This window comes from Vibrio olivae (genome assembly GCF_042428525.1).
Classification (GTDB): Bacteria; Pseudomonadota; Gammaproteobacteria; order Enterobacterales; family Vibrionaceae; genus Vibrio; species Vibrio olivae.
Genome location: NZ_JBHMEP010000009.1, coordinates 23,371 through 47,448, shown reverse-complemented (window position 1 = coordinate 47,448; position 24,078 = coordinate 23,371). Strand labels below are relative to the sequence as shown.

General features: G+C 46.9%; 17 protein-coding genes and 8 tRNA genes. 21 read left to right on the top strand and 4 right to left on the bottom strand.

Translation table 11 applies throughout. From position 1 onward, the window contains the following. Positions 1 to 160: 160 nt before the first annotated feature. Together ACFFUV_RS19305 and ACFFUV_RS19300 are read left to right on the top strand one after the other, a co-directional pair. Positions 161 to 1,333, top strand: a complete 1,173-nt coding sequence (locus tag ACFFUV_RS19305; RefSeq protein WP_390196122.1) for a YjgN family protein — start codon at positions 161 to 163, stop codon at positions 1,331 to 1,333. Further along, positions 1,333 to 2,346 (top strand): M48 family metallopeptidase, encoded by a 1,014-nt coding sequence (locus ACFFUV_RS19300; RefSeq protein ID WP_390196119.1) that lies wholly within the window; start codon positions 1,333 to 1,335, stop codon positions 2,344 to 2,346. The genes ACFFUV_RS19305 and ACFFUV_RS19300 overlap by 1 nt, the downstream gene beginning before the upstream one ends. A gap of 69 nt (positions 2,347 to 2,415) precedes the next feature. On the opposite strand, the gene ACFFUV_RS19295 is transcribed toward ACFFUV_RS19300, so the two are convergent. The 3 genes from ACFFUV_RS19295 to pepA form a co-directional block, all read right to left on the bottom strand. After that, positions 2,416 to 5,277: a valine--tRNA ligase gene (locus ACFFUV_RS19295; protein ID WP_390196116.1), complete on the bottom strand. Its 2,862-nt coding sequence runs from the start codon at positions 5,275 to 5,277 to the stop codon at positions 2,416 to 2,418. A 92-nt stretch (positions 5,278 to 5,369) separates the two neighbouring features. Beyond that, entirely contained in the window at positions 5,370 to 5,819 is a 450-nt protein-coding gene (locus ACFFUV_RS19290; protein WP_390196113.1) for a DNA polymerase III subunit chi, read from the bottom strand. A gap of 55 nt (positions 5,820 to 5,874) precedes the next feature. Further along, positions 5,875 to 7,383 (bottom strand): leucyl aminopeptidase, encoded by a 1,509-nt coding sequence (gene pepA / locus ACFFUV_RS19285; RefSeq protein WP_390196110.1) that lies wholly within the window; start codon positions 7,381 to 7,383, stop codon positions 5,875 to 5,877. 180 nt (positions 7,384 to 7,563) lie between these two features. On the opposite strand from pepA, the gene lptF reads away from it, so the two are divergent. Continuing rightward, positions 7,564 to 8,664, top strand: coding sequence for an LPS export ABC transporter permease LptF (gene lptF, locus ACFFUV_RS19280; RefSeq protein WP_390196104.1), 1,101 nt, complete (start codon positions 7,564 to 7,566; stop codon positions 8,662 to 8,664). Between the two features lie 3 nt (positions 8,665 to 8,667). Continuing rightward, the gene (gene lptG, locus ACFFUV_RS19275) at positions 8,668 to 9,738 is read left to right on the top strand and encodes an LPS export ABC transporter permease LptG (protein WP_390196100.1); all 1,071 of its coding nucleotides are present in this window, start codon (positions 8,668 to 8,670) and stop codon (positions 9,736 to 9,738) included. Between the two features lie 82 nt (positions 9,739 to 9,820). Here the strand turns inward: lptG and mutS are convergent, their stop codons facing one another. Continuing rightward, on the bottom strand, positions 9,821 to 12,403 hold the full coding sequence (gene mutS, locus ACFFUV_RS19270; protein ID WP_390196097.1) for a DNA mismatch repair protein MutS: 2,583 nt from the start codon (positions 12,401 to 12,403) through the stop codon (positions 9,821 to 9,823). A gap of 84 nt (positions 12,404 to 12,487) precedes the next feature. On the opposite strand from mutS, the gene pncC reads away from it, so the two are divergent. From pncC to ACFFUV_RS19185, 17 genes are all read left to right on the top strand, one after another. Further along, positions 12,488 to 12,973, top strand: a complete 486-nt coding sequence (gene pncC / locus ACFFUV_RS19265; RefSeq protein WP_390196094.1) for a nicotinamide-nucleotide amidase — start codon at positions 12,488 to 12,490, stop codon at positions 12,971 to 12,973. Between the two features lie 188 nt (positions 12,974 to 13,161). Beyond that, on the top strand, positions 13,162 to 14,211 hold the full coding sequence (recA, locus tag ACFFUV_RS19260) for a recombinase RecA (RefSeq protein WP_390196091.1): 1,050 nt from the start codon (positions 13,162 to 13,164) through the stop codon (positions 14,209 to 14,211). Between the two features lie 77 nt (positions 14,212 to 14,288). Next, positions 14,289 to 14,759, top strand: a complete 471-nt coding sequence (recX, locus tag ACFFUV_RS19255; RefSeq protein ID WP_390196088.1) for a recombination regulator RecX — start codon at positions 14,289 to 14,291, stop codon at positions 14,757 to 14,759. Positions 14,760 to 14,950: 191 nt separating this feature from the next. Beyond that, complete coding sequence (gene alaS, locus ACFFUV_RS19250; RefSeq protein ID WP_390196085.1) at positions 14,951 to 17,533, top strand: alanine--tRNA ligase; 2,583 nt, start codon at positions 14,951 to 14,953, stop codon at positions 17,531 to 17,533. A 182-nt stretch (positions 17,534 to 17,715) separates the two neighbouring features. Continuing rightward, complete coding sequence (locus tag ACFFUV_RS19245; RefSeq protein WP_390196082.1) at positions 17,716 to 18,903, top strand: aspartate kinase; 1,188 nt, start codon at positions 17,716 to 17,718, stop codon at positions 18,901 to 18,903. Between the two features lie 94 nt (positions 18,904 to 18,997). After that, on the top strand, positions 18,998 to 19,195 hold the full coding sequence (gene csrA / locus ACFFUV_RS19240; protein ID WP_237315324.1) for a carbon storage regulator CsrA: 198 nt from the start codon (positions 18,998 to 19,000) through the stop codon (positions 19,193 to 19,195). 182 nt (positions 19,196 to 19,377) lie between these two features. Beyond that, positions 19,378 to 19,470 (top strand) — tRNA-Ser (locus tag ACFFUV_RS19235). Positions 19,471 to 19,513: 43 nt separating this feature from the next. Then, positions 19,514 to 19,590, top strand: a tRNA-Arg gene (locus ACFFUV_RS19230). Between the two features lie 36 nt (positions 19,591 to 19,626). Continuing rightward, positions 19,627 to 19,719: transfer RNA gene (locus ACFFUV_RS19225), tRNA-Ser, on the top strand. Positions 19,720 to 19,786: 67 nt separating this feature from the next. After that, positions 19,787 to 19,863: transfer RNA gene (locus ACFFUV_RS19220), tRNA-Arg, on the top strand. Between the two features lie 75 nt (positions 19,864 to 19,938). Then, positions 19,939 to 20,015 (top strand) — tRNA-Arg (locus ACFFUV_RS19215). A gap of 51 nt (positions 20,016 to 20,066) precedes the next feature. Further along, positions 20,067 to 20,143 (top strand) — tRNA-Arg (locus tag ACFFUV_RS19210). Between the two features lie 41 nt (positions 20,144 to 20,184). Next, positions 20,185 to 20,261: transfer RNA gene (locus tag ACFFUV_RS19205), tRNA-Arg, on the top strand. Between the two features lie 46 nt (positions 20,262 to 20,307). Beyond that, a tRNA-Arg gene (locus tag ACFFUV_RS19200) sits at positions 20,308 to 20,384 on the top strand. A gap of 394 nt (positions 20,385 to 20,778) precedes the next feature. Beyond that, a complete protein-coding gene (locus ACFFUV_RS19195; protein ID WP_390196078.1) occupies positions 20,779 to 21,036 on the top strand; it encodes an oxaloacetate decarboxylase subunit gamma in 258 nt (85 codons plus the stop codon). A 33-nt stretch (positions 21,037 to 21,069) separates the two neighbouring features. After that, the gene (gene oadA / locus ACFFUV_RS19190; RefSeq protein ID WP_390196075.1) at positions 21,070 to 22,860 is read left to right on the top strand and encodes a sodium-extruding oxaloacetate decarboxylase subunit alpha; all 1,791 of its coding nucleotides are present in this window, start codon (positions 21,070 to 21,072) and stop codon (positions 22,858 to 22,860) included. 9 nt (positions 22,861 to 22,869) lie between these two features. After that, positions 22,870 to 24,000, top strand: coding sequence for a sodium ion-translocating decarboxylase subunit beta (locus ACFFUV_RS19185; RefSeq protein ID WP_390196072.1), 1,131 nt, complete (start codon positions 22,870 to 22,872; stop codon positions 23,998 to 24,000). Positions 24,001 to 24,078 lie beyond the last annotated feature (78 nt).

The following is a 24,078-nucleotide window of genomic DNA, read 5'->3' as shown; positions in this document are numbered from 1 at the left end:
TAAAAGTAATAATTATATGGTGTATTTTTTTGTGAATTTTATCCATGCAATTGTATTAGTATGATGAATGTTTCCTGAACACTTGGTATTCTAAATAGGCAAATATTTGCTTATTTTTGTCGCTAGCAAAAATAATAACAACGTCAGGAAAAACAAATTCATGGATAATAAACAACATATAAACCCCCTGATCTTTAAAGGTCAAGGGGGGGCTTTTTTTGGTATTTGGATCGTTAATATATTACTTTCGATTGTTACTCTTGGTATTTATTCTGCGTGGGCAAAAGTGCGTACCAAACGTTATTTTTATGGTAATACGCAATTAGCCGGTGATGTATTTGAATATCATGCGAAACCGCTACAAATTCTAAAAGGGCGCTTAGTGGCTCTACTATGTCTATTGGTTTGGGCGTTGCTTGGGCAATTTAATCCGGTCGTCTCATTAGTGCTCATATTGGCGTTTTACGTTGCGATCCCTTGGCTACTTTGGAGTAACGCACGCTTTGATTCGGCAATGACCAGTTTTCGTAATGTCCATTTTTCTTTTGCCGGAGAACTGTCTAAGGCGTACGCGGTTATTCTGGGACGAGCTCTAGGGGCACTTGTTATTCTCGCGGTATATTGTGCTTTGGTTGCAGGCGCATTTCATGCCTCATTTGGTTTCGGGTTAGTCATGGCTATCGGAGCGCTGATCTTAATGGCCGTATTATACTCGTGGGTAGTGTTTGGCATTACGCAATATTTCGTCAACGGTTACCGTTACGGGGATTGGGCATTTTCAGCGCAGCTTAAGCAGAGTGTTTTTGTTAAAATCTACTTGTCTGCTATGGGTTTTGGAGTATTAGCCTTTATCGCGTTGACTGTGGTTATGTTGGCGTCTTCATTCTCCGGTGTTGATTTTAATGGCAGTGCGCAGGATATGTTCGCGACCATCGGGTCGAACTCTGTAATAACGGTGGTTGGTATGTATCTTGGCTTTATTTTGATTACGTTAACGCTAACCGCTTATACCGTAACTCGCGTCCGTAACTATTTATTTTCTGTGATGGTGCTGAGCCAAGAAGAGCATGACCAACTTAAACTGACGTTTATTTCTAAATTTAAGGTTTCAAGCTTTATATGGTTGATGCTCTCTAACTTCCTCTTACAACTTGTGACGCTTGGTTTAGCCAGACCGTGGGCGATGGTGAGAGCCTCTCGTTATGTCGCTGATAATACTCGTGTGGTTGGTGATATGGCGTTGCTTGTATCACGAGACCAAGATTCAGATATTGATTCGGCGGTTTCCGATGAAGTCGCTCAGGCCTTTGACCTGAACCTAGGCATCGGTTAATGCAACTATCGGGTCATGCATTCGCGCCTCGCAGTTCACAACGCTGCGAGGCGTTTTTTCATCTTGAACAAAATGAAGTCGGAAGCCAACAATGGGTTTTAGCCTTAGAGGGACAGCGGTTTTGTTATCCACTGCAGGATGTTGAGTTTAGTGCGCCAGTCGGCAACATGCCAATACGTTTGCAGTTGCCTGATGGGCGTATGTTTATTACCCAGCGAACGTCAGAGTTAGATAAGTGGCTCAAATCCCAGCAACGCTGGACGTTGAAGCTTGATTGGTTGGAACGTCACTGGATAGCTTGGCTGAGCAGTGGGATTCTGTGTTTGGTACTCCTTGTATCCGGTTATCACTATGCCTTACCTTGGGTGGGTAGTAAAACGGCACAAGCCTTGCCTGAGCGCTGGAGTCTTCTCATCGGTGACCAAGTTTTGGACACGCTCGACCATATTTACCAGCCATCACAATTGAGCATGGATCAGCAAAACGCTATTCGTTCACGAGTGGCAGGTTATCTTGAAAAATTACCTGTAATGCCATTTTCTATCGAGATAGAATTCCGGTCATCACCTGGGGAGAGTAACGCCTTTGCTTTACCCGGCGGCAAAATGGTTATTCTCGATGATTTAGTGGCTATGATGGAGAACCCGCGTCAACTTGACGCCATCATCATGCATGAGCTTGGGCATATCTATCATCGCCATATGCTCACTCGCTTGGTTCAATCAAGTATTATCTCGGTGGCGGTTGCAGTGATGACGGGGGAGGCCAGTGGTGTGATTGATAATATGGCTGGCGTGGGTGTTTTTCTCTTAGCGAACCAACAATCTCGCCGCAATGAGCAGCAAGCGGATGCGTTTGCGCGCCAAGCGATGATGCGTTTGTTTGATGATCACCAGGCCTTGGCGAAGGCGTTTGAGCGCCTAAAACAGCAGCCGGGGTTGGAGCTTCCACAGTGGCTAAGTACTCACCCTGATATTGAGCAGAGAATTCGAGATGCGCAAATATCGCCTTAGTTGGCAGAGGATGAAGAAACAAAAAAAGCAGCGGTTTTCCGCTGCTTTTTTATATCAAAGTGAGGCTTCTTACAAAGCAGCAATCGTCACTTTTTGCTCTTCAAGTTTCGCCAATGTCTCTTTGTAACCTTCGAGCTTCTCTCGCTCTTTTGCAACAACGGCTTCAGGCGCTTTCGCCACGAAACCTTCATTACCAAGCTTACCTTCAAGGCGTTTGATTTCACCTTGCGTTTTCTTCACTTCACCATCAAGGCGAGCAAGTTCCGCATCTTTATCAATGATACCCGCCATTGGGATCATCAGTTCCGATTTGCCCACAAGCGCGGTCGCGCAGGCTGGCGTCTCTTCTCCGTCATTGAGAACACGAATACTTTCAAGCTTAGCCAGTGACACCAGCACTTGTTCATTGGCACTGACACGAGCTGCATCAATGTTATTTGCCGCTTTTAGCATCACTTCCAGTGGCTTGCCTGGATTGATGTCGTATTCAGCACGGATATTACGAATGCTAGTGATGAAAGATTTGACCCACTCAATATCATCTAACGCTTCTTGGTGGAAATTATTTTCATCGTACTGTGGCAGTGCCTGCAGCATGATGGTTTCACCTTCAACACCCTCCACTAATGGCTTGATACTTTGCCAGATGGTTTCGGTAATGTAAGGAATTACCGGATGCGCAAGACGTAGGGTTTTTTCCAATACCGTGATTAAGGTGCGGCGAGTGCCTCGCTGCTGCGCTTCGTTACCTTTCCAAAGTACCGGCTTCGTTAGCTCCAAGTACCAGTCACAGAATTGGTTCCAAATGAACTCGTAAATCGTGTTGGCCGCCATATCTAAACGGAAGTTATCGATATGGTTGTTGAACTCTTTAGCCGCTAATTCAAATTGTGATTCGATCCAGCGGTCGGCATAGGAGTAGACGACTTCACTGCCTGCATCAAAGCCACAGTCTTGCTCTTCGGTGTTCATCAAGACGTAACGGCTCGCATTCCACAGCTTATTGCAGAAGTTGCGGTAGCCCTCTAGGCGTTTCATGTCCCAGTTAATATCACGTCCAGTTGATGCCATGGCCGCAAGCGTAAAGCGCAATGCGTCAGTACCGTAAGCTTCGATACCGTTCTCAAAGGTTTTGCGTGTGTTCTTTTCAATCTTCTTCGCTAATTGAGGCTGCATCATGTTGCCGGTGCGTTTCTCAACCAGAGATTCAAGGTCGATACCATCAATCATGTCGATAGGATCAAGAACGTTACCTTTCGATTTCGACATTTTATCGCCGTTTTCGTCACGAATTAGCCCTGTGACGTAAACGGTTTTGAACGGAACTTGTGGTTTGCCATTTTCATCTTTGATGAAGTGCATGGTCATCATGATCATACGCGCAACCCAGAAGAAGATGATGTCAAAGCCCGTAACTAATACATCCGAAGGGTGGAATGCTTTTAAATCCGGCGTTTGTTCTGGCCAGCCTTGAGTTCCAAAGGTCCACAATGCAGATGAGAACCAAGTATCCAGAACATCATCGTCTTGGCGCAGTTCAATCACTGACTCAAGGTTATGGTTACGGCGAACTTCTTCTTCGTTGCGACCCACGTAAACATTGCCTTGGTTGTCATACCAAGCCGGAATACGGTGACCCCACCATAGCTGACGCGAAATACACCAATCTTGAATATCACGCATCCAAGAGAAGTACATATTTTCGTACTGTTTTGGCACGAATTGGATTTCGCCATCTTCTACCGCTTTAGTCGCGACTTCAGCCATTGGGGCTGTGCGCACGTACCATTGGTCGGTGAGCATCGGTTCAATGACCACACCGCCACGGTCACCGTAAGGGACGGTTAAATCGTGATCTTTAATTTCTTCGAGCAAACCAAGCTGTTCAAACTCAGCAACAACCGCTTTACGTGCCGCAAAGCGCTCCAAACCTTGGTATTGGGCCGGAATCGTGGTTGGGTAGGCTTCGCTTGGCTCACCATTGGTAGTGAAGACTTCCGCTTCATCACGAATATTGGCATCAAAGGTGAGAATGTTGATCATCGGCAGTTGATGACGTTTACCGACTTCGTAGTCATTAAAGTCATGAGCTGGCGTGATTTTTACACAACCAGTGCCTTTTTCCATATCAGCGTGTTCATCGCCAACAATCGGAATGCGGCGGTCAACCAATGGAAGAATGATCTCTTTGCCAATCAGAGCTTTGTAGCGTGGATCTTCTGGGTTAACCGCAACACCGGTATCGCCAAGAACGGTTTCTGGGCGCGTCGTCGCAACCACAATGTAGTCTTTGCCTTCAGCGGTTTTCGCTCCGTCGGCGAGCGGGTAGCGGAAATGCCACATATGACCTTTTTTATCTTTATTTTCAACTTCAAGGTCAGAAATCGCGGTGTGCAGTTTTGGATCCCAGTTAACCAGACGTTTGCCACGGTAGATCAAATCTTCCTGATAAAGGCGAACAAACACTTCTTGAACGGCGTTGGAGAAACCTTCATCCATGGTGAAACGTTCGCGATCCCAATCAACAGAAGCACCAAGGCGACGCAGCTGTTTGGTGATGGTGCCGCCAGATTGGCCTTTCCATTCCCAAATTTTGTCGATAAATGCATCGCGGCCGTAATCGTGCTTGGTTTTTTCCTCTTCCGCGGCAATCTTACGCTCAACCACCATTTGGGTTGCGATACCTGCATGGTCAGTACCGACTTGCCACAAGGTGTTCTTGCCTTTCATGCGTTCGGCACGGATTAAAGTATCCATGATGGTGTCTTGGAAGGCGTGGCCCATGTGTAGGCTACCAGTGACGTTCGGTGGCGGGATCATGATGCTGTATGATGCTTTCGTCGTGTCACCGTGTGGCTTAAAGTAGCCTTTTTCTTCCCAAGCCTGATACAGCGCTTGTTCAATTGAAGTTGGGTTGTATGTCTTTTCCATAGTACTCATTTAATGGATACGTTGAGGTTAATCTTTGTCAATCTTTATAAGTGAACTCTCTGTTTGGAGAGCTTAACTATAAGGATTGACGACTAAGGGTAGTGTATTTCTATGGTTTGCAGCTGGTAGCCAGCATGACGATAGATTTTATACCTTTCTCTTGCGAGTTGCTTTGCTTTTTCATCGCAGGGGACGAAGTCTACCACCTCTGCAAACTTGTTCGCAAAGGTTGTCTGATTATCCGCCACATTTATAACAAGCTGACGATTCCAACTCGGTTTTACCCCTTGATGACCAATTTCGATACTGGTGGCGTACTTAGGGCCTTCACCGACAAGGTTATGGGCGATAAATTGCTCGGGTGGTTGCTGCCAAAAGTATTCGGCGAGTTGCTCAGCATGGGGCTTATCTTGGCAGTTGAGATAAACCTTAGCCCCTTGCTTGGCAAAGTGTTGAGCCAGAAAAACCACATAGGCAGCGAAACCTTCGGCGCTGGCCTGTGGTGATTGTTCAGGAACAATGTAAAAAGTCGCGTTAGACATGGCGCTTCACTTATTGATTGCAGCAACAAAAAAGGGCCTTTCGGCCCTTTTCGAATTACTCTTCGCTATCTTGGCCACTGCGGTTAAGCAGGAATTGGACAAGCATTGAGACCGGACGGCCCGTCGAGCCTTTTGATGCACCTGATTTCCAAGCGGTTCCGGCAATGTCGAGGTGAGCCCAGTTGTATTTCTTAGCAAATTTGGACAAGAAACAGCCCGCAGTGATGGTTCCCGCAGGACGACCACCAATATTGGCCATATCTGCAAATGGGCTTTTCAGTTGCTCATGGTACTCATCAGTCATTGGCAAACGCCATGCACGATCGCTGGCCTGCTCTGAAGCATTGATAATTTCATGCGCCAACGGGTTGTGGTTGGAAATGACCGCAGAAATGTGATGACCAAGGGCCATAATACATGCGCCAGTCAGGGTGGCCACGTCAACCACACATTCAGGTTCAAAACGCTCAACGTAAGTGAGAGCATCACACAAAACTAAACGGCCTTCCGCATCTGTGTTTAACACTTCAACCGTTTGACCCGACATGGTCGTGAGGATGTCTCCCGGACGATAAGCATTGCTGCCCGGCATGTTTTCACAACCTGCGAGCACACCGACAACATTAATAGGTAAGTTCAGTTTTGCTAGCGCTTTCATCGCGCCAAATACTGAAGCTGCACCACACATGTCGTATTTCATCTCATCCATACCAGCGCCGGGTTTGAGTGAGATACCGCCAGAATCAAAGGTTAAGCCTTTACCGACTAAGACAATCGGCTTAGCGTCTGGCTCGGGATTACCTTTGTACTCGATGATTGACATCATCGATTCGTTCTTCGAACCACGACCAACGGCGAGGTATGAGGTCATGCCGAGTTTTTCCATCTCTTGCTCACCAATGATTTTAGTGGTGATGGACTCGTAATCGTCAGCAAGGCGGCGCGCCTGAGAGGCAAGATACGCAGGGTTAGCGACGTTTGGTGGCATGTTACCTAGGTCTTTACATGCTCTTACACCTGACGCCACAGCCAGGCCGTGAGCAATGGCTTTTTCACCTAAACTCAGTTCACGGCGAGTCGGCACGTTGAAGACTAACTTGCGAAGTGGGCGGCGAGTTTCCGGCTTGGTACTTTTGAATTGATCAAAGGTATAAAGACCATCTTTGGTCGCTTCAACAGCTTGACGTACTTTCCAGTATGTATCACGACCTTTGACATGAAGCTCAGTGAGGAAGCATACTGCCTCCATCGAACCGGTTTCGTTCAATGTACTGATGGTTTTTTGAATGATTTCTTTGTATTGGCGCTCGCCCAGTTCGCGTTCTTTGCCACAACCGACGAGCAAAACACGCTCAGAAAGTACTCCGGGTACTTGGTGAAGCAGTAGCACTTGGCCTGGTTTTCCTTCTAGGTCACCACGACGCAGTAGTGAGCTGATATAGCCATCACTGATTTTGTCGAGTTGCTCTGCTACTGGAGAAAGGCGACGTGGTTCAAAGACGCCGACAACGATACATGCGCTGCGCTGTTTCTCTGGACTTCCACTTTTTACACTGAACTCCATGCGTACTCCTACATCCTAAAGACAAATAGTTCTAAATGTTAGATAATGGTCGCCATACTTATGGGAACAACCTTTGAATTAAGCAATCTAACAGTTAGTGAAAAATTAAAAAATAAAAGGTTCAACGGAAAACTATAGTGATTCGACTAAAAATACAAGTTTTGTATAGGTAATTTCAGCGTGATTATTGTTAGATATTTGATCCGCGAGACACTCAAGAGCCAGTTAGCGATCTTTTTTGTACTGTTTCTGGTGTTCGTCAGCCAAAAATTTATTCGAGTGTTAGCGGATGCGTCGGATGGTGAAATTCCTGCCCGTATGATTCTCTCTATTGTTGGTTTAAATATGCCATCAATGGGGTTGTTAATGCTGCCATTAAGCCTGTTTATTGGGATTCTTTTAACCTTCGGACGTCTCTACGCCGAGAGTGAAATTACCGTAATGAACGCGACCGGAATAGGAAATAAATTTCTCATTCGTGCCGCGTTATACCTTGCGGTGATTACTGGTGGTTTAGCGGCGTTTAACGCATTTTGGCTTTCACCATGGGGGCAGGATAAAGAAGCTCAACTGTTTGAACAGTTTGAAGCCGAAAACAGCGTTGACCTGCTACAAAAAGGACATTTTCAGCGTACGCCGGACGGTTCGTCAGTGGTGTTTATTGACAACATCCAGAACAAAAAGTTGTCCAATGTTTTTGTTGCCCAACTAACGCCTCGGGATTCGATTTTACCAAGTGTTATGTTCTCTAACTCTGGAGAAGTCAAAGAGCTTGGGGATGGTCGTCAAGTCATTAGTATGTATGACGGGACCCGTTATGAAGGAGTTCCAACTCGGGTTGATTATATGACAACAACCTTTGATGAATACCAAGGGCTGATTGGGCAGCGTGAAGTCAAACAGCGTAGCCGAGATTGGGAAGCGATTCCGACGATAAACCTGATTAAAAACTCTGATCCGGAAGCACAAGCCGAACTTCAGTGGCGAATTTCGTTAGTGGTGTGTATTCCACTGCTGACGATGTTGGTTGTCCCCCTATCAGCGGTTAACCCTCGTCAAGGGCGCTTTGCGAAGATGGGACCGGCTATTTTGATCTATCTTGCGTATTTCCTTGCTATCAGTGCAACGAAATCAGCACTCGAAGATGGCTCAATTCCGACCATTGTCGGCATGTGGCCGATTAACGCGGCCCTGTTGTTTACGGCTATTGTTGCCAACTCATTGGACAGTGTCATGGCTCGACGCCTGAAAGACCGATTTAGAAAAAAGAAGGCCGCATAACCTGTGTTTAAAATTCTTGATTTGTATATAGGTCGAACCATTATTGCGACCACCTCTTTGGTTTTGGCCACTTTTGTTGGTCTGTCGGCGATCATTAAATACGTTGAGCAGTTACGTAAAGTTGGGCAGGGCAGTTATGATTTGCTACAAGCCTTGTTCTTCGTAGTGCTGAGTATCCCACGCGATGTGGAAATGTTTTTCCCTATGGCTGCGCTGTTGGGCGCGTTAATTGGTCTGGGAATGATGGCTTCAAGTTCGGAGCTGGTGGTGATGCAAGCCTCTGGTTTTTCGAAATTGAACATCGGAACCTCGGTACTCAAAACCGCCGTGCCTTTGATGATAGCTGTCACCCTGCTTGGACAGTGGGGGGCGCCGCAGGCGCAGAAAATGGCGCGAGATATGCGAGCGTTCTCCACCTCTGGAGGGCAGTTGCTGTCGGTACGTGCTGGGGTGTGGGCGCGAGATGCCAACGACTTCATCTTCATCGGTAAAGTGGAGGAAGATAAACTCTATGGGTTGAGCATGTGGCGTTTTGATGCGGATAAAAAGCTCGATACAGTCGTGTATGCCAAAGAAGCGGACTTTGTTGAGCAAAGCCATTGGATGTTGAAAGATGTACAAGTGACAAACTTGCAAAATGATATCGAAATATCCAAACAAAACCTCGATGAGTACCGTTGGGATACAACGCTCGCTCCGGATAAGCTCGCCGTCGTGACTGTGAAGCCTGAAGAGTTGTCTCTGACGGGGTTGTATGATTACGTCTCTTATCTTGATGCCTCAGAGCAGGATTCTTCCCGTTATGAATTGGCACTGTGGCGTAAAGTCACTCAACCATTTTCAATTGCGGTGATGATGTTGATGGCCCTGTCGTTTATTTTTGGTCCGCTGCGTAGCGTGACCATGGGGGCTCGCATTTTATCGGGCGTCATTGCCGGCTTTACGTTTTACATCTCCAGTGAATTTTTCGGTCCATTGAGTTTGGTGTACGAAATGCCGCCTGCTTTTGGCGCCATTGCGCCTAGTGTGGTGTTTTTGACGATTGCCGTCTTATTGTTGAGGCGCAAGCTTTAGCGACTGTTTGATGTATTAAAAAGGCTGCCTGGATGGCAGCCTTTTTAATTTATTGCGTTACTGGTCTCTGCGAGATGCTGTCTTATAACAACTGCTTAAGGCGATAAAGAGCACCCAAGGCTTGGCGCGGCGTCAATTCGTCCGGATCGATACTTGCCAAGACTTCTTCGACTTCACTCGGCTCGGGAATTAAACTCAGTTGATTGGCGACATCGACCCCTTGACTGGACGACGGATTATGGCTGGAATCTCCCAAGCTTTCTGCTTTACTGAGCTGTTCTAGTTGTGTGAGTTTAGCGCGTGCATTTTTGATCACACTTTTTGGAACACCAGCAAGCCCGGCGACCGCCAAACCATAAGATTTGCTGGCGGCTCCTTCTTGTACGGCATGCATAAACGCGATGCTGTCACCATGCTCAACCGCATCAAGATGCACGTTGGCTAATGCAGGAATTTGCTTGGGTAGCTCAGTCAATTCGAAGTAGTGAGTTGCAAATAAGGTTAACGCACCAATTTGTTTTGCGAGCCATTCGGCACTGGCCCAAGCCAGAGATAAGCCGTCATAGGTGCTGGTGCCGCGACCAATTTCATCCATCAAGACTAAGCTACGCTGGGTTGCGTTGTGCAAGATATTCGCGGTCTCCGTCATCTCAACCATGAAGGTTGAACGGCCTGATGCGAGATCATCGGACGCACCAATACGAGTAAAGATACGATCAATCGAGCCTATCTGTGCTGACTCTGCGGGGACATATGCGCCAATATGAGCCATCAGAGCAATCAAGGCGGTTTGTCGCATGTAGGTCGATTTACCTCCCATATTAGGTCCGGTAATGATCAACATTTTACGTTGCTCTGAGAGTTCAATTGGGTTGGCAATAAAAGGGTCATCCAACACTTGCTCAACCACTGGGTGGCGCCCTCCTTGAATATGCACTCCGATATCATCGGTGAGTTCTGGTCGGCAGTAGTCAAGGCTCTCGGCCCGCTCAGCCAAATTCTGCAACACATCGAGTTGAGAGAGCGCCGAGGCTAAATTTTGTAAACTCTCAAGATTTGGAAGTAGAAGATCAAATAACTGTTCCCATAATTGCTTCTCAAGCGCCAAGGCTTTGGACTTGGAGTTGAGGACCTTATCTTCATGCTCTTTGAGCTCAGGGATGATATAGCGTTCTGCATTTTTTAGGGTTTGGCGGCGAATATAGTGAGGCGGCACCAAGTGGCTTTGTCCTCGGCTGACCTGAATGTAAAAACCATGAACGTTGTTATAGCCCACTTTTAGGGTATCAATGCCGTGACGTTCTCGCTCTTCCCGCTCAAGTGCTTCAAGGTATTCAGTGGCACCCTCCGCGAGATTACGCCATTCATCAAGCTCAGCGTTGTAACCACTGGCGATCACGCCGCCATCACGAATCACAACCGGCGGGTTTTCAATGATGGCTCGCTCTAGCAGTGCACAGATTTCCTGTTGAGGTGCGCAGTACTGAGCTAACTTCTGCAAATAAGGGTGCGAGAGCTCACTCACGACAGAGGCAAGATCCGGTAATTGTTGCATGGCGTTACGTAACCTTGCCATATCGCGAGGGCGTGCTGACCTCAAGGCTAAACGCGCCAAGATTCGCTCTATATCGCCAATCTGTTTAAGCACTGGGTGTAACTCAGCAAATAAGGCCTTGTGCTTAATATCGCCTATAGCATCGAGGCGTTGATTGAGTGCCTCAGTATTGCGCATTGGCTGATGAAGCCAACGCTTAAGCATACGACTGCCCATGGGTGTTGCCGTGTGATCCAGCACCTCTGCCAAGGTATTTTCGCTGCCACCGGCTAAGTTTTGAGTGATTTCCAAATTACGACGAGTTGCCGCATCAAGGATAACGGAGCTGTCTTGACGGTCAAAAGTGAGTGAGCGAATGTGTGGCAGGGCTGTGCGTTGGGTATCTTTCACATATTGGATTAAACAACCTGCTGCACATAGACCATACTGTGCTTGCTCAACCCCAAAACCCACTAAATCTTTAGTGCCAAACTGTTGATTGAGTTGCTGCCTTGCGGTATCAAGTTCAAACTCCCAAACAGGACGACGACGATTACCTTTTCGGTGCTCCATTAACTGCACGGGTTCAAAATCTTCAGGAAACAGCAGTTCACGTGGAGAGGTGCGTTGTAACTCAGCCTGCATCGCCTCTTCATCTTGTGGTTCGCTTAGCTGAAAGCGCCCTGAAGTAATATCTAAGGTCGCGTAACCAAATTGGCCTTGATGATGATAAATCGCTGCAATTAGGTTATCGACACGTTCAGAGAGCAAGGCTTCATCAGTCACGGTTCCTGGAGTAACGATGCGTACGACTTTACGTTCAACCGGACCTTTACTGGTTGCTGGGTCACCGATTTGTTCACAAATCGCGACGGATTCACCAAGCTGAACCAGTTTGGCGAGATAACCTTCCACAGCATGGTAAGGGACGCCTGCCATAGGTATTGGTTGGCCAGCTGACGAGCCTCGTTTAGTCAGTGAGATATCGAGCAAATGTGCAGCGCGCTTTGCATCATCGTAAAAAAGCTCGTAAAAATCGCCCATACGATAGAACAGCAAAATCTCTGGATTTTCAGCTTTCAGTTTGAGGTATTGCTGCATCATGGGGGTGTGTTTTTGCTCGACTGTCACGGGGCCATCTTTGTGTTTATTGGTGTTGGCGATTAGGATACGTGAAAGGAATTGATGCGAAAAGACGAAAATCGGATTTTAGTTATGCAAACGTTGGAAAAATTATCCGCTCAATTGGGCACTTTGCTTGAACAAAAACAACACATTATGACAACGGCTGAATCATGTACTGGTGGTGGTGTCGCCTCTGCTATTACTGATATCGCAGGAAGTTCAGCTTGGTTCGATCGCGCCTTTATTACCTACAGTAATGAAGCGAAAATGGAAATGCTTGGTGTCAGCGAGCGCTTACTCAATACGGTCGGGGCGGTCAGTGAGCCCGTAGTCATCGAAATGGTTCAAGGTGCACTTAAGCATTCACGAGCGACGCTCGGTGTATCCATCAGTGGTATTGCAGGCCCTGGAGGCGGGAGTGATGAAAAACCAGTGGGAACAGTATGCTTTGCATGGGCGAGTACCAACGGTTGGCACAAAGTTGAAACCGTACGATTTAGCGGCGACCGTTGTCAGGTACGCCAGCAAGCGAGCTATCACGCGTTATCGGAAATTTATCAGTACCTTAGTCGATAAACCGGTGATGGCATCCTGAAGTGTTACCTTTGGGCGGCGTCTCACGCTTATGGCACGAGATGTAAATTTTTTTTGTACAGGGCTAGACACTGTATGAATCAACAGTATAATAACCAGCAATTCAAGCTCATAATTTGAGTTAAGTAGATTCAGTTCACTTGATGAAAGTGGGCGCAACGGAGAAAGTGATGGACGATAACAAACAGAAAGCGTTAGCCGCGGCGTTAGGTCAAATTGAAAAGCAATTCGGTAAAGGTTCAATCATGCGCCTTGGTGATAACCGTGCGATGGATGTTGAAACCATTTCTACCGGTTCACTTTCTCTTGATATTGCTTTGGGTGCTGGTGGCTTACCAATGGGACGTATCGTTGAAGTTTACGGCCCTGAATCTTCTGGTAAAACGACATTAACCTTAGAGTTGATCGCTGCCGCGCAACGTGAAGGTAAAACCTGTGCATTTATTGATGCTGAGCACGCACTGGATCCTGTCTATGCGAAAAAACTGGGTGTCGATATCGATGCATTACTGGTTTCTCAGCCAGATACCGGCGAACAAGCGCTTGAAATCTGTGATGCATTAGCTCGCTCAGGAGCAATTGACGTTATGGTGGTTGACTCGGTAGCCGCATTGACGCCAAAAGCGGAAATCGAAGGTGAGATGGGTGATAGCCACATGGGCTTGCAAGCTCGTATGCTGTCTCAAGCGATGCGTAAATTAACGGGTAACCTCAAGCAGTCAAACTGTATGTGTATCTTCATCAACCAAATCCGTATGAAGATTGGTGTTATGTTTGGTAACCCAGAAACCACAACCGGTGGTAATGCGCTTAAATTCTACGCTTCTGTACGTCTTGATATTCGCCGTACTGGCTCTATCAAAGAAGGTGACGAAGTTGTAGGTAACGAAACCCGTATTAAAGTCGTTAAGAACAAAATCGCGGCACCATTTAAAGAAGCGCACACTCAAATCATGTATGGTCAAGGCTTCAACCGCGAAGGCGAGTTGATTGATCTTGGTGTGAAACATAAGCTGATTGAAAAGGCAGGAGCTTGGTATAGCTACAACGGTGACAAAGTGGGTCAGGGGAAAGCGAACGCATGTAAATACATGCGTGAAAATCCTGAGACGGCCAAAACCATTGATAGCAAACTGCGTGAAATGTTACTGGCACCTGCTGAAATCCCAGCCGATGAGCCAGAATTTGGTGCGATGCCTGAGCAATCTGAAGAGCTATAAAACGCTCGACAAAGTCATTCTATTTTTAAGCCCTGCAATGCAGGGCTTTGTTGTATTTTGTAAACGGAAATTGAACTATGTTTAGACGTTCATCACCGCCTTCATTATCGGTTAAAGAGATGGCCATTCAGCTATTAAGCCGACGAGATCACGGTGAGCATGAGTTGGCGCAAAAGCTGACCCAAAAAGGTTATGAGCCAGATGACGTTCAAGAAGCGATAGCGTTCTGTCAGCGTCATCACTATTTGGATGATTTACGCTTTGCGAAGAGCCAAGTACGTCAACATGTCGGAAAGGGGCATGGCGAAAGGCGCATACGTCAAGAACTGAATCAAAAACGTGTGGCAGAATCTGTGATTGACCAAGCTTTCGCTGCTGAGCCCCAAGATTGGTTTGAACTCGCAAAATCGGCTGCAGATAAAAAATTCAAAGGCATCCCGGCCAAGGATCAAAAAGAATACGCCAAGCGCGTACGTTTTTTACAATATCGTGGTTACAGTTTTGAGCAAATCAGCTACGGATTGAACTCAAACCGAGACGATGAGTGATAGCGCCATAACCCTGACTTTTTTGCTCGCCATGAATTTGTTACCGTGACAGCCGAATATTAAAACTCTCAAGCACACCAACAATGACGCATCTCAATGTGAGAACTAAATCTCGTTGGAACTAGCATCAAATGCACGCTTGAGTATACAATACCCCAAAATTTTAACTCGCTATTTTCAGGAAGAGCTGCATGTACATGAGCACTGACGAGGTTCGTAACTCGTTCCTCAAGTTCTTTGAAGCCAAAGGACACCAAATCGTAGAAAGTTCGTCGTTAGTTCCACACAACGATCCGACTCTGCTTTTCACTAATGCCGGTATGAACCAATTTAAAGATTGCTTCCTTGGCCTAGAGAAGCGAGCCTACACACGAGCTACTACGGCCCAGCGCTGTGTACGTGCCGGTGGTAAACACAACGATTTAGAAAACGTAGGTTTTACTGCGCGCCACCATACCTTTTTTGAAATGCTGGGTAACTTCAGCTTTGGTGATTATTTCAAAGAAGATGCAATTAAGTTTGCATGGGAGTTTTTGACGCAAGTACTTAAACTTCCTCAAGAACGTCTTCTCGTCACCATTTATCAAACGGATGACGAAGCCTTCGACATATGGAACAAACAAGTTGGTGTTCCTGCTGATCGCATTGTGCGTATCGGTGATAAGCCAGGGGGCAAGCCTTATGAGTCAGATAACTTCTGGCAAATGGGGGATACCGGTCCTTGTGGTCCGTGTAGCGAAATTTTCTACGATCACGGTGAGCATATTTGGGGTGGCCGTCCTGGCACGCCAGAAGAAGATGGCGACCGCTTTATCGAGATCTGGAATAACGTTTTCATGCAATTTAACCGTCATGCTGACGGCACCATGGAACCCTTGCCGAAACCGTCCGTGGATACAGGAATGGGCATTGAGCGTATTTCTGCAATCATGCAAGGCGTACACTCTAACTACGAGATCGATGTTTTCCAAACGCTGATCAAAGCGGCCGCAGACGTCATTGGCTATGAGGATCTTTCAAACCAGTCACTGCGTGTCGTTGCTGACCACATTCGTTCGTGTGCTTTCCTGATTGTTGATGGTGTGATGCCGTCCAATGAAGGCCGTGGCTATGTGTTACGTCGTATCATTCGTCGCGCTGTACGCCATGGTAATAAGCTTGGCGCCAAAGGCACTTTCTTCCACAAATTGGTTGGTCCGTTGATTGATATCATGGGCAGTGCGGGTAAAGAGCTTAAGAAACAGCAAGCGATTGTTGAAAAAGTACTGCGTATCGAAGAAGAAAACTTCGGGCGTACCTTGGATCGCGGTATGGCCATTTTAAATGAAGCACTAGAAGCCGTTGAAGGTGATGTTCTTGATGGCGAAACCGTCTTCAAGCTATACGATACCTACGGATTCCCAGCTGATTTGACCAATGATGTGGCCAGAGAAAAAGGCTATTCGATTGATGCAGACGGTTTTGAGCAAGCAATGGAAGCTCAGCGTCAGCGAGCTCGTGAAGCGGGGCAATTTGGTACCGATTACAATTCCAGCATTAAAGTCGACGCTGACACAGAGTTTTGTGGTTACACCGCGACTCAAGGTGAAAGCACCATTTCGGCACTGTTCTTTGACGGTGAAGAAATTGATTCTTTGTCTGCTGGGCATAAAGCCATCATCGTACTGGAAGAAACGCCATTTTACGCTGAGTCAGGCGGTCAATGTGGTGACACCGGAGTATTAAAAACAGAATCGGGTGTGTTCCAAGTGAATGATACCCAAAAATTGGGTAATGCAATCGCTCACTACGGTGAATTAATTCAAGGTGTGGTTGCCAAAGGTGACGCGGTGAAAGCTGAAGTGGATGCTGAACGTCGTCAGGCTATTTCTTTGAACCACTCTGCAACCCACTTGCTCCATGAAGCGCTGCGTATTGTTCTAGGCGAACATGTGGCACAGAAAGGGTCGCTGGTTCGAGCTGAAGCTCTGCGTTTTGACTTCTCTCATCTTGAAGCAATGACGGAAGAGGAAATTAAACGGGTTGAACGTTTAGTGAACCAACAAATTCGTCGCAATCATCATATTCAGACTGAAATCATGGATATTGAAGCTGCGAAAGCCAAAGGTGCGATGGCGCTATTTGGTGAAAAATACGATGACCAAGTGCGTGTGTTATCGATGGGCGATTTCTCTACTGAGCTTTGTGGTGGTATCCACGCTAGCAATACCGGTGATATTGGCTTGTTCAAGATTATCTCTGAAGCGGGGATTGCAGCAGGGATTCGCCGAATCGAAGCCGTGACAGGTGAAGCGGCATTAGATCTCATCGAAGAGCAGCAAGAGAAATATCAAGAAAAGTTAGGCGAAGCGGCGAGCAAAGCGAAGAGTTTGGAAAAAGAAATTCAGGTTCTTAAAGAAAAACTTGCTGCGCAAGCTGGCGCTTCTCTGATTGATCAAGTTAAAGACATTTCTGGAGTGAAAGTCTTGGTTGCTCAACTTGATGGCGCGGAAAACAAAGCATTGCGTGGTATGGTTGATGAATTGAAAAACCAACTGGGTAGTGGAATCATCATGCTTGGTAACGTTGCTGATGGTAAAGTCGGCCTGATTGCGGGTGTGACGAAAGATCTGACTGGCAAAGTCAAAGCGGGTGAGTTGGTCAATATGGTCGCAGTACAAGTCGGTGGTAAAGGGGGCGGTCGTCCTGATATGGCCCAAGCTGGTGGTAGCGACGCAAGTGCTCTACCTGCGGCTCTTGCTTCGACTGAGGCATGGTTACAAGAGCGTTTATAATTTAAATTATAAATCAATCGGCGTAATATAGTCGCCGAACTTATGTTTAAGATAACCAAGCGTTATCTCAGAAGATATTTCTGAGAGCGCTTGGTTTTTGTTTTATCCACGCTAATTTTATCCAACATGTTGAGTATGAATTGGCCGCAATGAGATGTTGTGTCCTAGGAAGGTGAAGACTGGTGAAAAAGCCCCTTATCGTGCAGAAGTTTGGTGGAACCTCTGTTGGCTCCATAGAGAAAATTCATGGTGTTGCTGAGCATATTATTAAGGCGAAAAATGCTGGCAACCAAGTTGTGGTTGTGGTTTCGGCTATGTCTGGCGAAACGAACCGATTAATGGACCTTGCCACGCAGATCGACTCGGTGCCAACCGCTCGTGAATTGGATGTTCTATTGTCTGCAGGTGAGCAGGTATCAATGGCATTGCTTGCAATGACATTGAATAAGTTGGGCTATCCAGCCCGTTCTCTAACTGGAGGACAAGCGGGAATAACCACCGACAGTCAGCACAACGATGCGACGATTACACATATCGAGACATCGATGGTGAATCAATGGTTGGAGCAAGATAACATTGTGATTGTCGCAGGCTTCCAGGGCACGAATGAATTAGGGGATATCACTACCTTAGGCCGCGGCGGGTCAGATACCACAGCGGTCACATTAGCCGGAGCGCTACACGCAGATGAATGCCAAATCTTTACCGATGTTGATGGTATTTATACTTGCGATCCTCGGATTGTCAGTCGCGCACAAAAGTTGGATGTTATCGACTTTCCTTCCATGGAAGAGATGGCAAAAAAGGGCGCTAAGGTACTACATTTACCGTCAGTACAGTTTGCGTGGCAGCATAACGTCCCGTTACGAGTACTATCGACCTTTGAACCAGGGCCCGGAAGTTTGGTGGCGGGGGAAGAGTGCCATGCTGATGTGTGTGGACTTGCCGTTCAGCGAGATGTCGTTATGATTCAAGTTGATAACGGTAGTTTGTCAGCGTTGCTCACCCAGTGCCAGATGTTGGGGATTGCGGTCAGTAATGTGATCGAACGAGCAGATTGGACAGGTATTGTAATAAAACAAGATGCCCGTCCAAAGTTGGAACTGGTTTTCCACGACAAAATCCGCAATAGTGAAGAGGTAAGTCTTCTCACTGCGGTGGGAAAACAAGCCGAAGGATTGGTCGAGCATGCTCAAGCACTGCTCGGTGAAGAGGGGATTGAAGTGCCGTTCATTTGCTGTCAAAAGCAATCACTGGCTTTAATTCTTTCACCGGCACACATTGAACGTGCTGCAAATATACTGCACGACGTTTACATCAAAGCCAATATAGCGATAGATTGTCAGCCAAAACATGCGTTTTTAGGTTAGATTCTCGTTGAATAGAGTTTACGAAAATATAAATTTTGTTGGATAATGGCTTAGTAGCAAGATAAATTCAGAGATTACTCAAGGAGAGCATAGAATGCTAATTTTGACTCGCCGCGTTGGCGAAACACTAATGATTGGTGATGAAGTGACAGTAACTGTACTCGGTGTAAAAGGTAACCAAGTACGTATCGGCGTTAATGCTCCGAAAGAAGTGTCTGTGCACCGTGAAGAGATTTACATGCGCATACAGGCCGAGAAAGGCAGCGGTAATGTGGCTTCTGGCAACTACTAATCGCTGAAAAGGCTGACATTTAGTCAGCCTTTTTTGTCTCTAAAAATCATTTAAAGCAGTGAAAAACAACCGATTCACCAGACTTTGATTAAATAGCCAACGATTGACTTACTTTTTGGGGATTTTCCCAAGAAAATGTTTGACATATTTTTGGTAAATCGTAATATGTGCCTCCGCAAGACGGTGAGGTGGCCGAGAGGCCGAAGGCGCTCCCCTGCTAAGGGAGTATGTGGTTTGTAGCCGCATCGAGGGTTCGAATCCCTCCCTCACCGCCATTCTTGCTTATTTGGGTTAGCATCCAAATGAAAACAAAAAAGTGCGTCCTTAGCTCAGCTGGATAGAGTACCTGGCTACGAACCAGGCGGTCGGAGGTTCGAATCCTCCAGGACGCGCCATATTTATTCTTTGTTTTGATTGAATATGGAAAATGCGGTGAGGTGGCCGAGAGGCTGAAGGCGCTCCCCTGCTAAGGGAGTATGCGGTTTGTAGCCGCATCGAGGGTTCGAATCCCTCCCTCACCGCCATTTATTGGCCTAAGGTCAATTTTTTTGTTTTAAAATAAGTTAAATGTGATATGTTTCACAACTCTGCGCGCTCGTAGCTCAGCTGGATAGAGTACCTGGCTACGAACCAGGCGGTCGAAGGTTCGAATCCTTCCGAGCGCGCCATCACTCTTTTGAAGTGATGAATACAATAGAATTAGGGCATTGCCCTGATATTGAACTATCAATATCAAAACCTGCGCGCTCGTAGCTCAGCTGGATAGAGTACCTGGCTACGAACCAGGCGGTCGAAGGTTCGAATCCTTCCGAGCGCGCCATTATTCTTTTAGAGTGATGTATGGTTTTAGATAATCAATATCAAAATTTGCGCGCTCGTAGCTCAGCTGGATAGAGTACCTGGCTACGAACCAGGCGGTCGAAGGTTCGAATCCTTCCGAGCGCGCCATTATTTCGTTTAATAAGCTTGTATTGCTTAGTAAACACGACGCGTCCTTAGCTCAGCTGGATAGAGTACCTGGCTACGAACCAGGCGGTCGGAGGTTCGAATCCTCCAGGACGCGCCACTCTTCATCAATTAGGCTCTTACCTGATTTGATTTCAAAAATTTGCGCGCTCGTAGCTCAGCTGGATAGAGTACCTGGCTACGAACCAGGCGGTCGAAGGTTCGAATCCTTCCGAGCGCGCCATCATTTTGAGCCTTGCTTTTGCAAGGCTTTTTTATGCCCATTCAAAAGATCATTTCGTTAACAATTAATTAAAATTAAATTTACATCCATTTGTTTTTAAAAGGCTTAATGGCTGAATTTTTAAGCAAATCCCATTATTGAATCGAAACATCAGCTAACTTCTTTAAAGACAAAGATAAATATGTCGAAAAGTTCTGTTTAGGCAGAGTTATGTGACTGACAAGACATTTGTTCACAATAAGTGTGCAACAGCACTCGTTGGACTCGAAAGCAAATTGACAAAATTTAATCAATTACGATAATCCTAGACCGCTTATCAGAGTGACGATTGACTCTGGTGCCATTTGCCACATTAAGATGGCGTTTGTCAGGATGACAACGAAAGGAAGCTCAAATGGAGAATATCGGAAGTCTGCTCGCCGACGCAGCGACTCTCATGGTGACAGGTATGGCTGTCGTCTATCTATTTCTAACGGTTCTCGTTTATCTCGTTCAATTAATGTCAAAACTGGTTTCCGAGGAACAACCGGAACCTGCTACCCAACCGCTCGCATCTAAAACAACGATTCCAACCGCTACGGGTGTGAATCCTAAACTCATTGCGGCGATTTCTAGCGCGGTACATCAGTATCGCAACTCTTCTGCCAAATAGCCTAGTTACATGAATTAAAAGGAGTTTATGAGCATGTCTACACCACTCGCTATTACGGATGTGGTCCTGCGGGATGCCCATCAATCATTGTTTGCGACACGCATGCGAATTGAAGATATGTTACCTATCGCTGCCGAGTTGGATAAGGTTGGATATTGGTCGTTAGAAACTTGGGGCGGTGCTACCTTTGATGCCTGTATTCGTTTTCTCGGTGAAGATCCGTGGGAGCGTTTGCGTGAATTAAAGAAAGCAATGCCCAATACCCCGATGCAAATGTTGCTGAGAGGACAAAACTTACTGGGTTATCGTCATTATGCCGATGATGTGGTTGAAAAGTTTGTTGAACGCGCCCACAGCAATGGTATGGATGTTTTTCGTATCTTTGATGCGATGAACGATGTACGCAACTTTGAAAAGGCAGTGAAAGCGACCGTTGATGTGGGTGGGCATGCTCAAGGCACGCTGTCTTACACTACCAGTCCTGTACATGACTCTGATACTTGGGTTGACCTTGCCAAGCGACTTGAAGACCTTGGTTGTCACTCGCTGTGCATCAAAGACATGTCCGGCTTGCTCAAGCCTTACGAAGCTTATGAGCTTATTTCCCGTATTAAACAATCATGTGATGTGCCATTAGCCCTTCATTGCCATGCGACGACGGGGCTCTCTACTGCAACTGCAGTAAAAGCCGTTGAAGCGGGTATCGACATTCTAGATACCGCCATTTCGTCAATGAGCTCGACTTATGGTCATACACCAACCGAAACCGTTGTGGCTATGCTTCAAGGAACTGAGCGTGATAGCGGATTGAAGCTCGATCAGCTTGAACCTATCGCGGCATACTTCCGTGAAGTTCGCAAAAAATACGCCAAATTTGAAGGCCAGTTAAAAGGGGTCGATTCGCGAATTCTTATTGCTCAAGTACCGGGTGGCATGCTCACCAATATGGAAGGGCAGCTTAAAGAGCAGGGTGCAGCTGATCGTATCGATGAGGTGTTAGAAGAGATTCCTCGCGTGCGTAAAGATCTCGGTTACATTCCATTAGTCACTCCAACCTCTCAGATTGTCGGTACCCAGTCGGTGATAAACGTGCTGACAGGTGAGCGGTATAAGAGCATCACTAAAGAGACTGCCGGGGTATTGAAAGGCGAATATGGTAAAGCGCCGGCGCCAGTTAATACTGAACTACAAGCTAAAGTTCTTGAAGGGGCAGAGCCGATTACTTGCCGCCCAGCCGATTTGCTTGAAGCTGAAATGACCACATTGACGGAAGATCTACTGACCAAAGCCAAACAAGAAGGGATTGCGTTAGCAGAAGATACTGTGGATGACGTTCTTACGTACGCCTTGTTCCCACAAGTTGGCTTGAAATTCCTTAAAAACCGCCGCAATCCAGATGCTTTTGAGCCTGTTCCTGGCAGTGAGCAGACAGCGGTTGTTGATGCGCCAGTTGCTGCGCCAGCCACCGGTGGCGTAGAAGCCTACAGCGTCAAAGTTGACGGGCAGGTTTATGAAGTGGAAGTGGGGCCGCAAGGACAACTGACCTCTGTCGCCCCCGCGAGCCAGCCAGCGGCTTCACCAGCCCCTGCGCCACAAGCCGCGGTAAATGATGCGGAAGTTGTACCAGCACCATTGGCTGGCAACATCTTTAAGATTATCGCACAAAGCGGCGCTGAAGTGGCTGAGGGGGATGTGCTACTGATACTCGAAGCCATGAAGATGGAAACTGAAGTCCGCGCGGCACGCAGCGGTAAAGTTCACGATCTGCATGTTAAAGAAGGTGACTCTGTTTCCGTTGGCTCACCATTACTAAGCCTAGTGTAAGGGAGTGTCATGGACGGATTACTGACTCTCTGGCGAGAGACGGGCATCGCTAACTTCGAATTTGGTCAAATTTGTATGATTTTGGTCGGTGGGTTACTGCTGTTTCTCGCGATTCGAAAAGGCTTTGAGCCGTTACTGTTGTTGCCCATCGGCTTTGGTGCCATTTTAGCTAATATTCCTAATGCTGGCTTTACTGAGCCAGGTGGCATGCTTTATTACGTCTACCACGTTGGGATTGAATCTGGAGTGTTCCCACTGCTCATCTTCATGGGCGTGGGCGCGATGACCGATTTTGGCGCATTGATCGCGAACCCTAAGACATTATGGTTGGGGGCTGCTGCACAATTTGGCATTTTTACCACTTTGTTCGGTGCTATTTTGTTGAACTTCGTACCTGGTATGGAGTTTTCGATGGCCGATGCCGCCTCGATTGCGATCATTGGCGGTGCTGACGGGCCCACGGCGATTTTCTTAGCCAGCCGATTGTCACCTGATTTATTAGGGGCGATTGCGGTTGCGGCCTACAGCTATATGGCATTAGTTCCGATTATACAGCCGCCTATCATGAAAGCGCTGACGACGCCTGAGCAGCGTAAAATTCAGATGAAGCAACTGCGTCATGTTGGAAAAACAGAGAAAATCCTGTTTCCTATGGCCGTTTTATTGATGACGATTCTGTTCTTGCCTTCCGCAACACCGCTGGTTGGTATGTTTTGTTTAGGTAACTTAATGCGTGAAGCTGGCGTGGTTGAGCGTTTGTCAAAAACCGCGCAAAACGAACTGATCAACATCGTCACCATTTTTCTTGGCTTAGGGGTGGGCTCTAAACTGCAGTCAGATAAGTTTTTAAACTTCGAAACCTTGGGGATTCTAGCGCTAGGCGCGGCCGCATTCAGTGTTGGAACGGCGTCTGGGGTCATGATGGCTAAATTACTGGGCAAGTTTAGCAAAGAGCCGATTAACCCATTGATTGGGGCTGCTGGTGTTTCTGCGGTGCCGATGGCTGCGCGAGTGGTTAATAAAGTCGGTCTACAAGCAAACCCTCAGAACTTTTTGTTGATGCATGCGATGGGGCCTAATGTCGCAGGGGTGCTGGGTTCGGCTGTGGCTGCTGGTATTCTTTTGGCCTTGGTTCATTAAGTAGCAATTTTCGACAAAACGGTTAACTTAGTCCGAATAAATGGTATATATTCAAAGGGATGCCTCAAGCATCCCTTT

What these genes read in the sequence shown, in the direction of transcription:
- ACFFUV_RS19305 (WP_390196122.1), top strand. Translation starts at nt 161, where the DNA reads ATGGATAATAAACAACATATAAACCCCCTGATCTTTAAAGGTCAAGGG.
- ACFFUV_RS19300 (WP_390196119.1), top strand. Translation starts at nt 1,333, where the DNA reads ATGCAACTATCGGGTCATGCATTCGCGCCTCGCAGTTCACAACGCTGC.
- ACFFUV_RS19295 (WP_390196116.1), bottom strand. Translation starts at nt 5,277, where the DNA reads ATGGAAAAGACATACAACCCAACTTCAATTGAACAAGCGCTGTATCAG.
- ACFFUV_RS19290 (WP_390196113.1), bottom strand. Translation starts at nt 5,819, where the DNA reads ATGTCTAACGCGACTTTTTACATTGTTCCTGAACAATCACCACAGGCC.
- pepA (WP_390196110.1), bottom strand. Translation starts at nt 7,383, where the DNA reads ATGGAGTTCAGTGTAAAAAGTGGAAGTCCAGAGAAACAGCGCAGCGCA.
- pncC (WP_390196094.1), top strand. Translation starts at nt 12,488, where the DNA reads ATGCAAACGTTGGAAAAATTATCCGCTCAATTGGGCACTTTGCTTGAA.
- recA (WP_390196091.1), top strand. Translation starts at nt 13,162, where the DNA reads ATGGACGATAACAAACAGAAAGCGTTAGCCGCGGCGTTAGGTCAAATT.
- recX (WP_390196088.1), top strand. Translation starts at nt 14,289, where the DNA reads ATGTTTAGACGTTCATCACCGCCTTCATTATCGGTTAAAGAGATGGCC.
- alaS (WP_390196085.1), top strand. Translation starts at nt 14,951, where the DNA reads ATGTACATGAGCACTGACGAGGTTCGTAACTCGTTCCTCAAGTTCTTT.
- csrA (WP_237315324.1), top strand. Translation starts at nt 18,998, where the DNA reads ATGCTAATTTTGACTCGCCGCGTTGGCGAAACACTAATGATTGGTGAT.
- ACFFUV_RS19195 (WP_390196078.1), top strand. Translation starts at nt 20,779, where the DNA reads ATGGAGAATATCGGAAGTCTGCTCGCCGACGCAGCGACTCTCATGGTG.
- oadA (WP_390196075.1), top strand. Translation starts at nt 21,070, where the DNA reads ATGTCTACACCACTCGCTATTACGGATGTGGTCCTGCGGGATGCCCAT.
- ACFFUV_RS19185 (WP_390196072.1), top strand. Translation starts at nt 22,870, where the DNA reads ATGGACGGATTACTGACTCTCTGGCGAGAGACGGGCATCGCTAACTTC.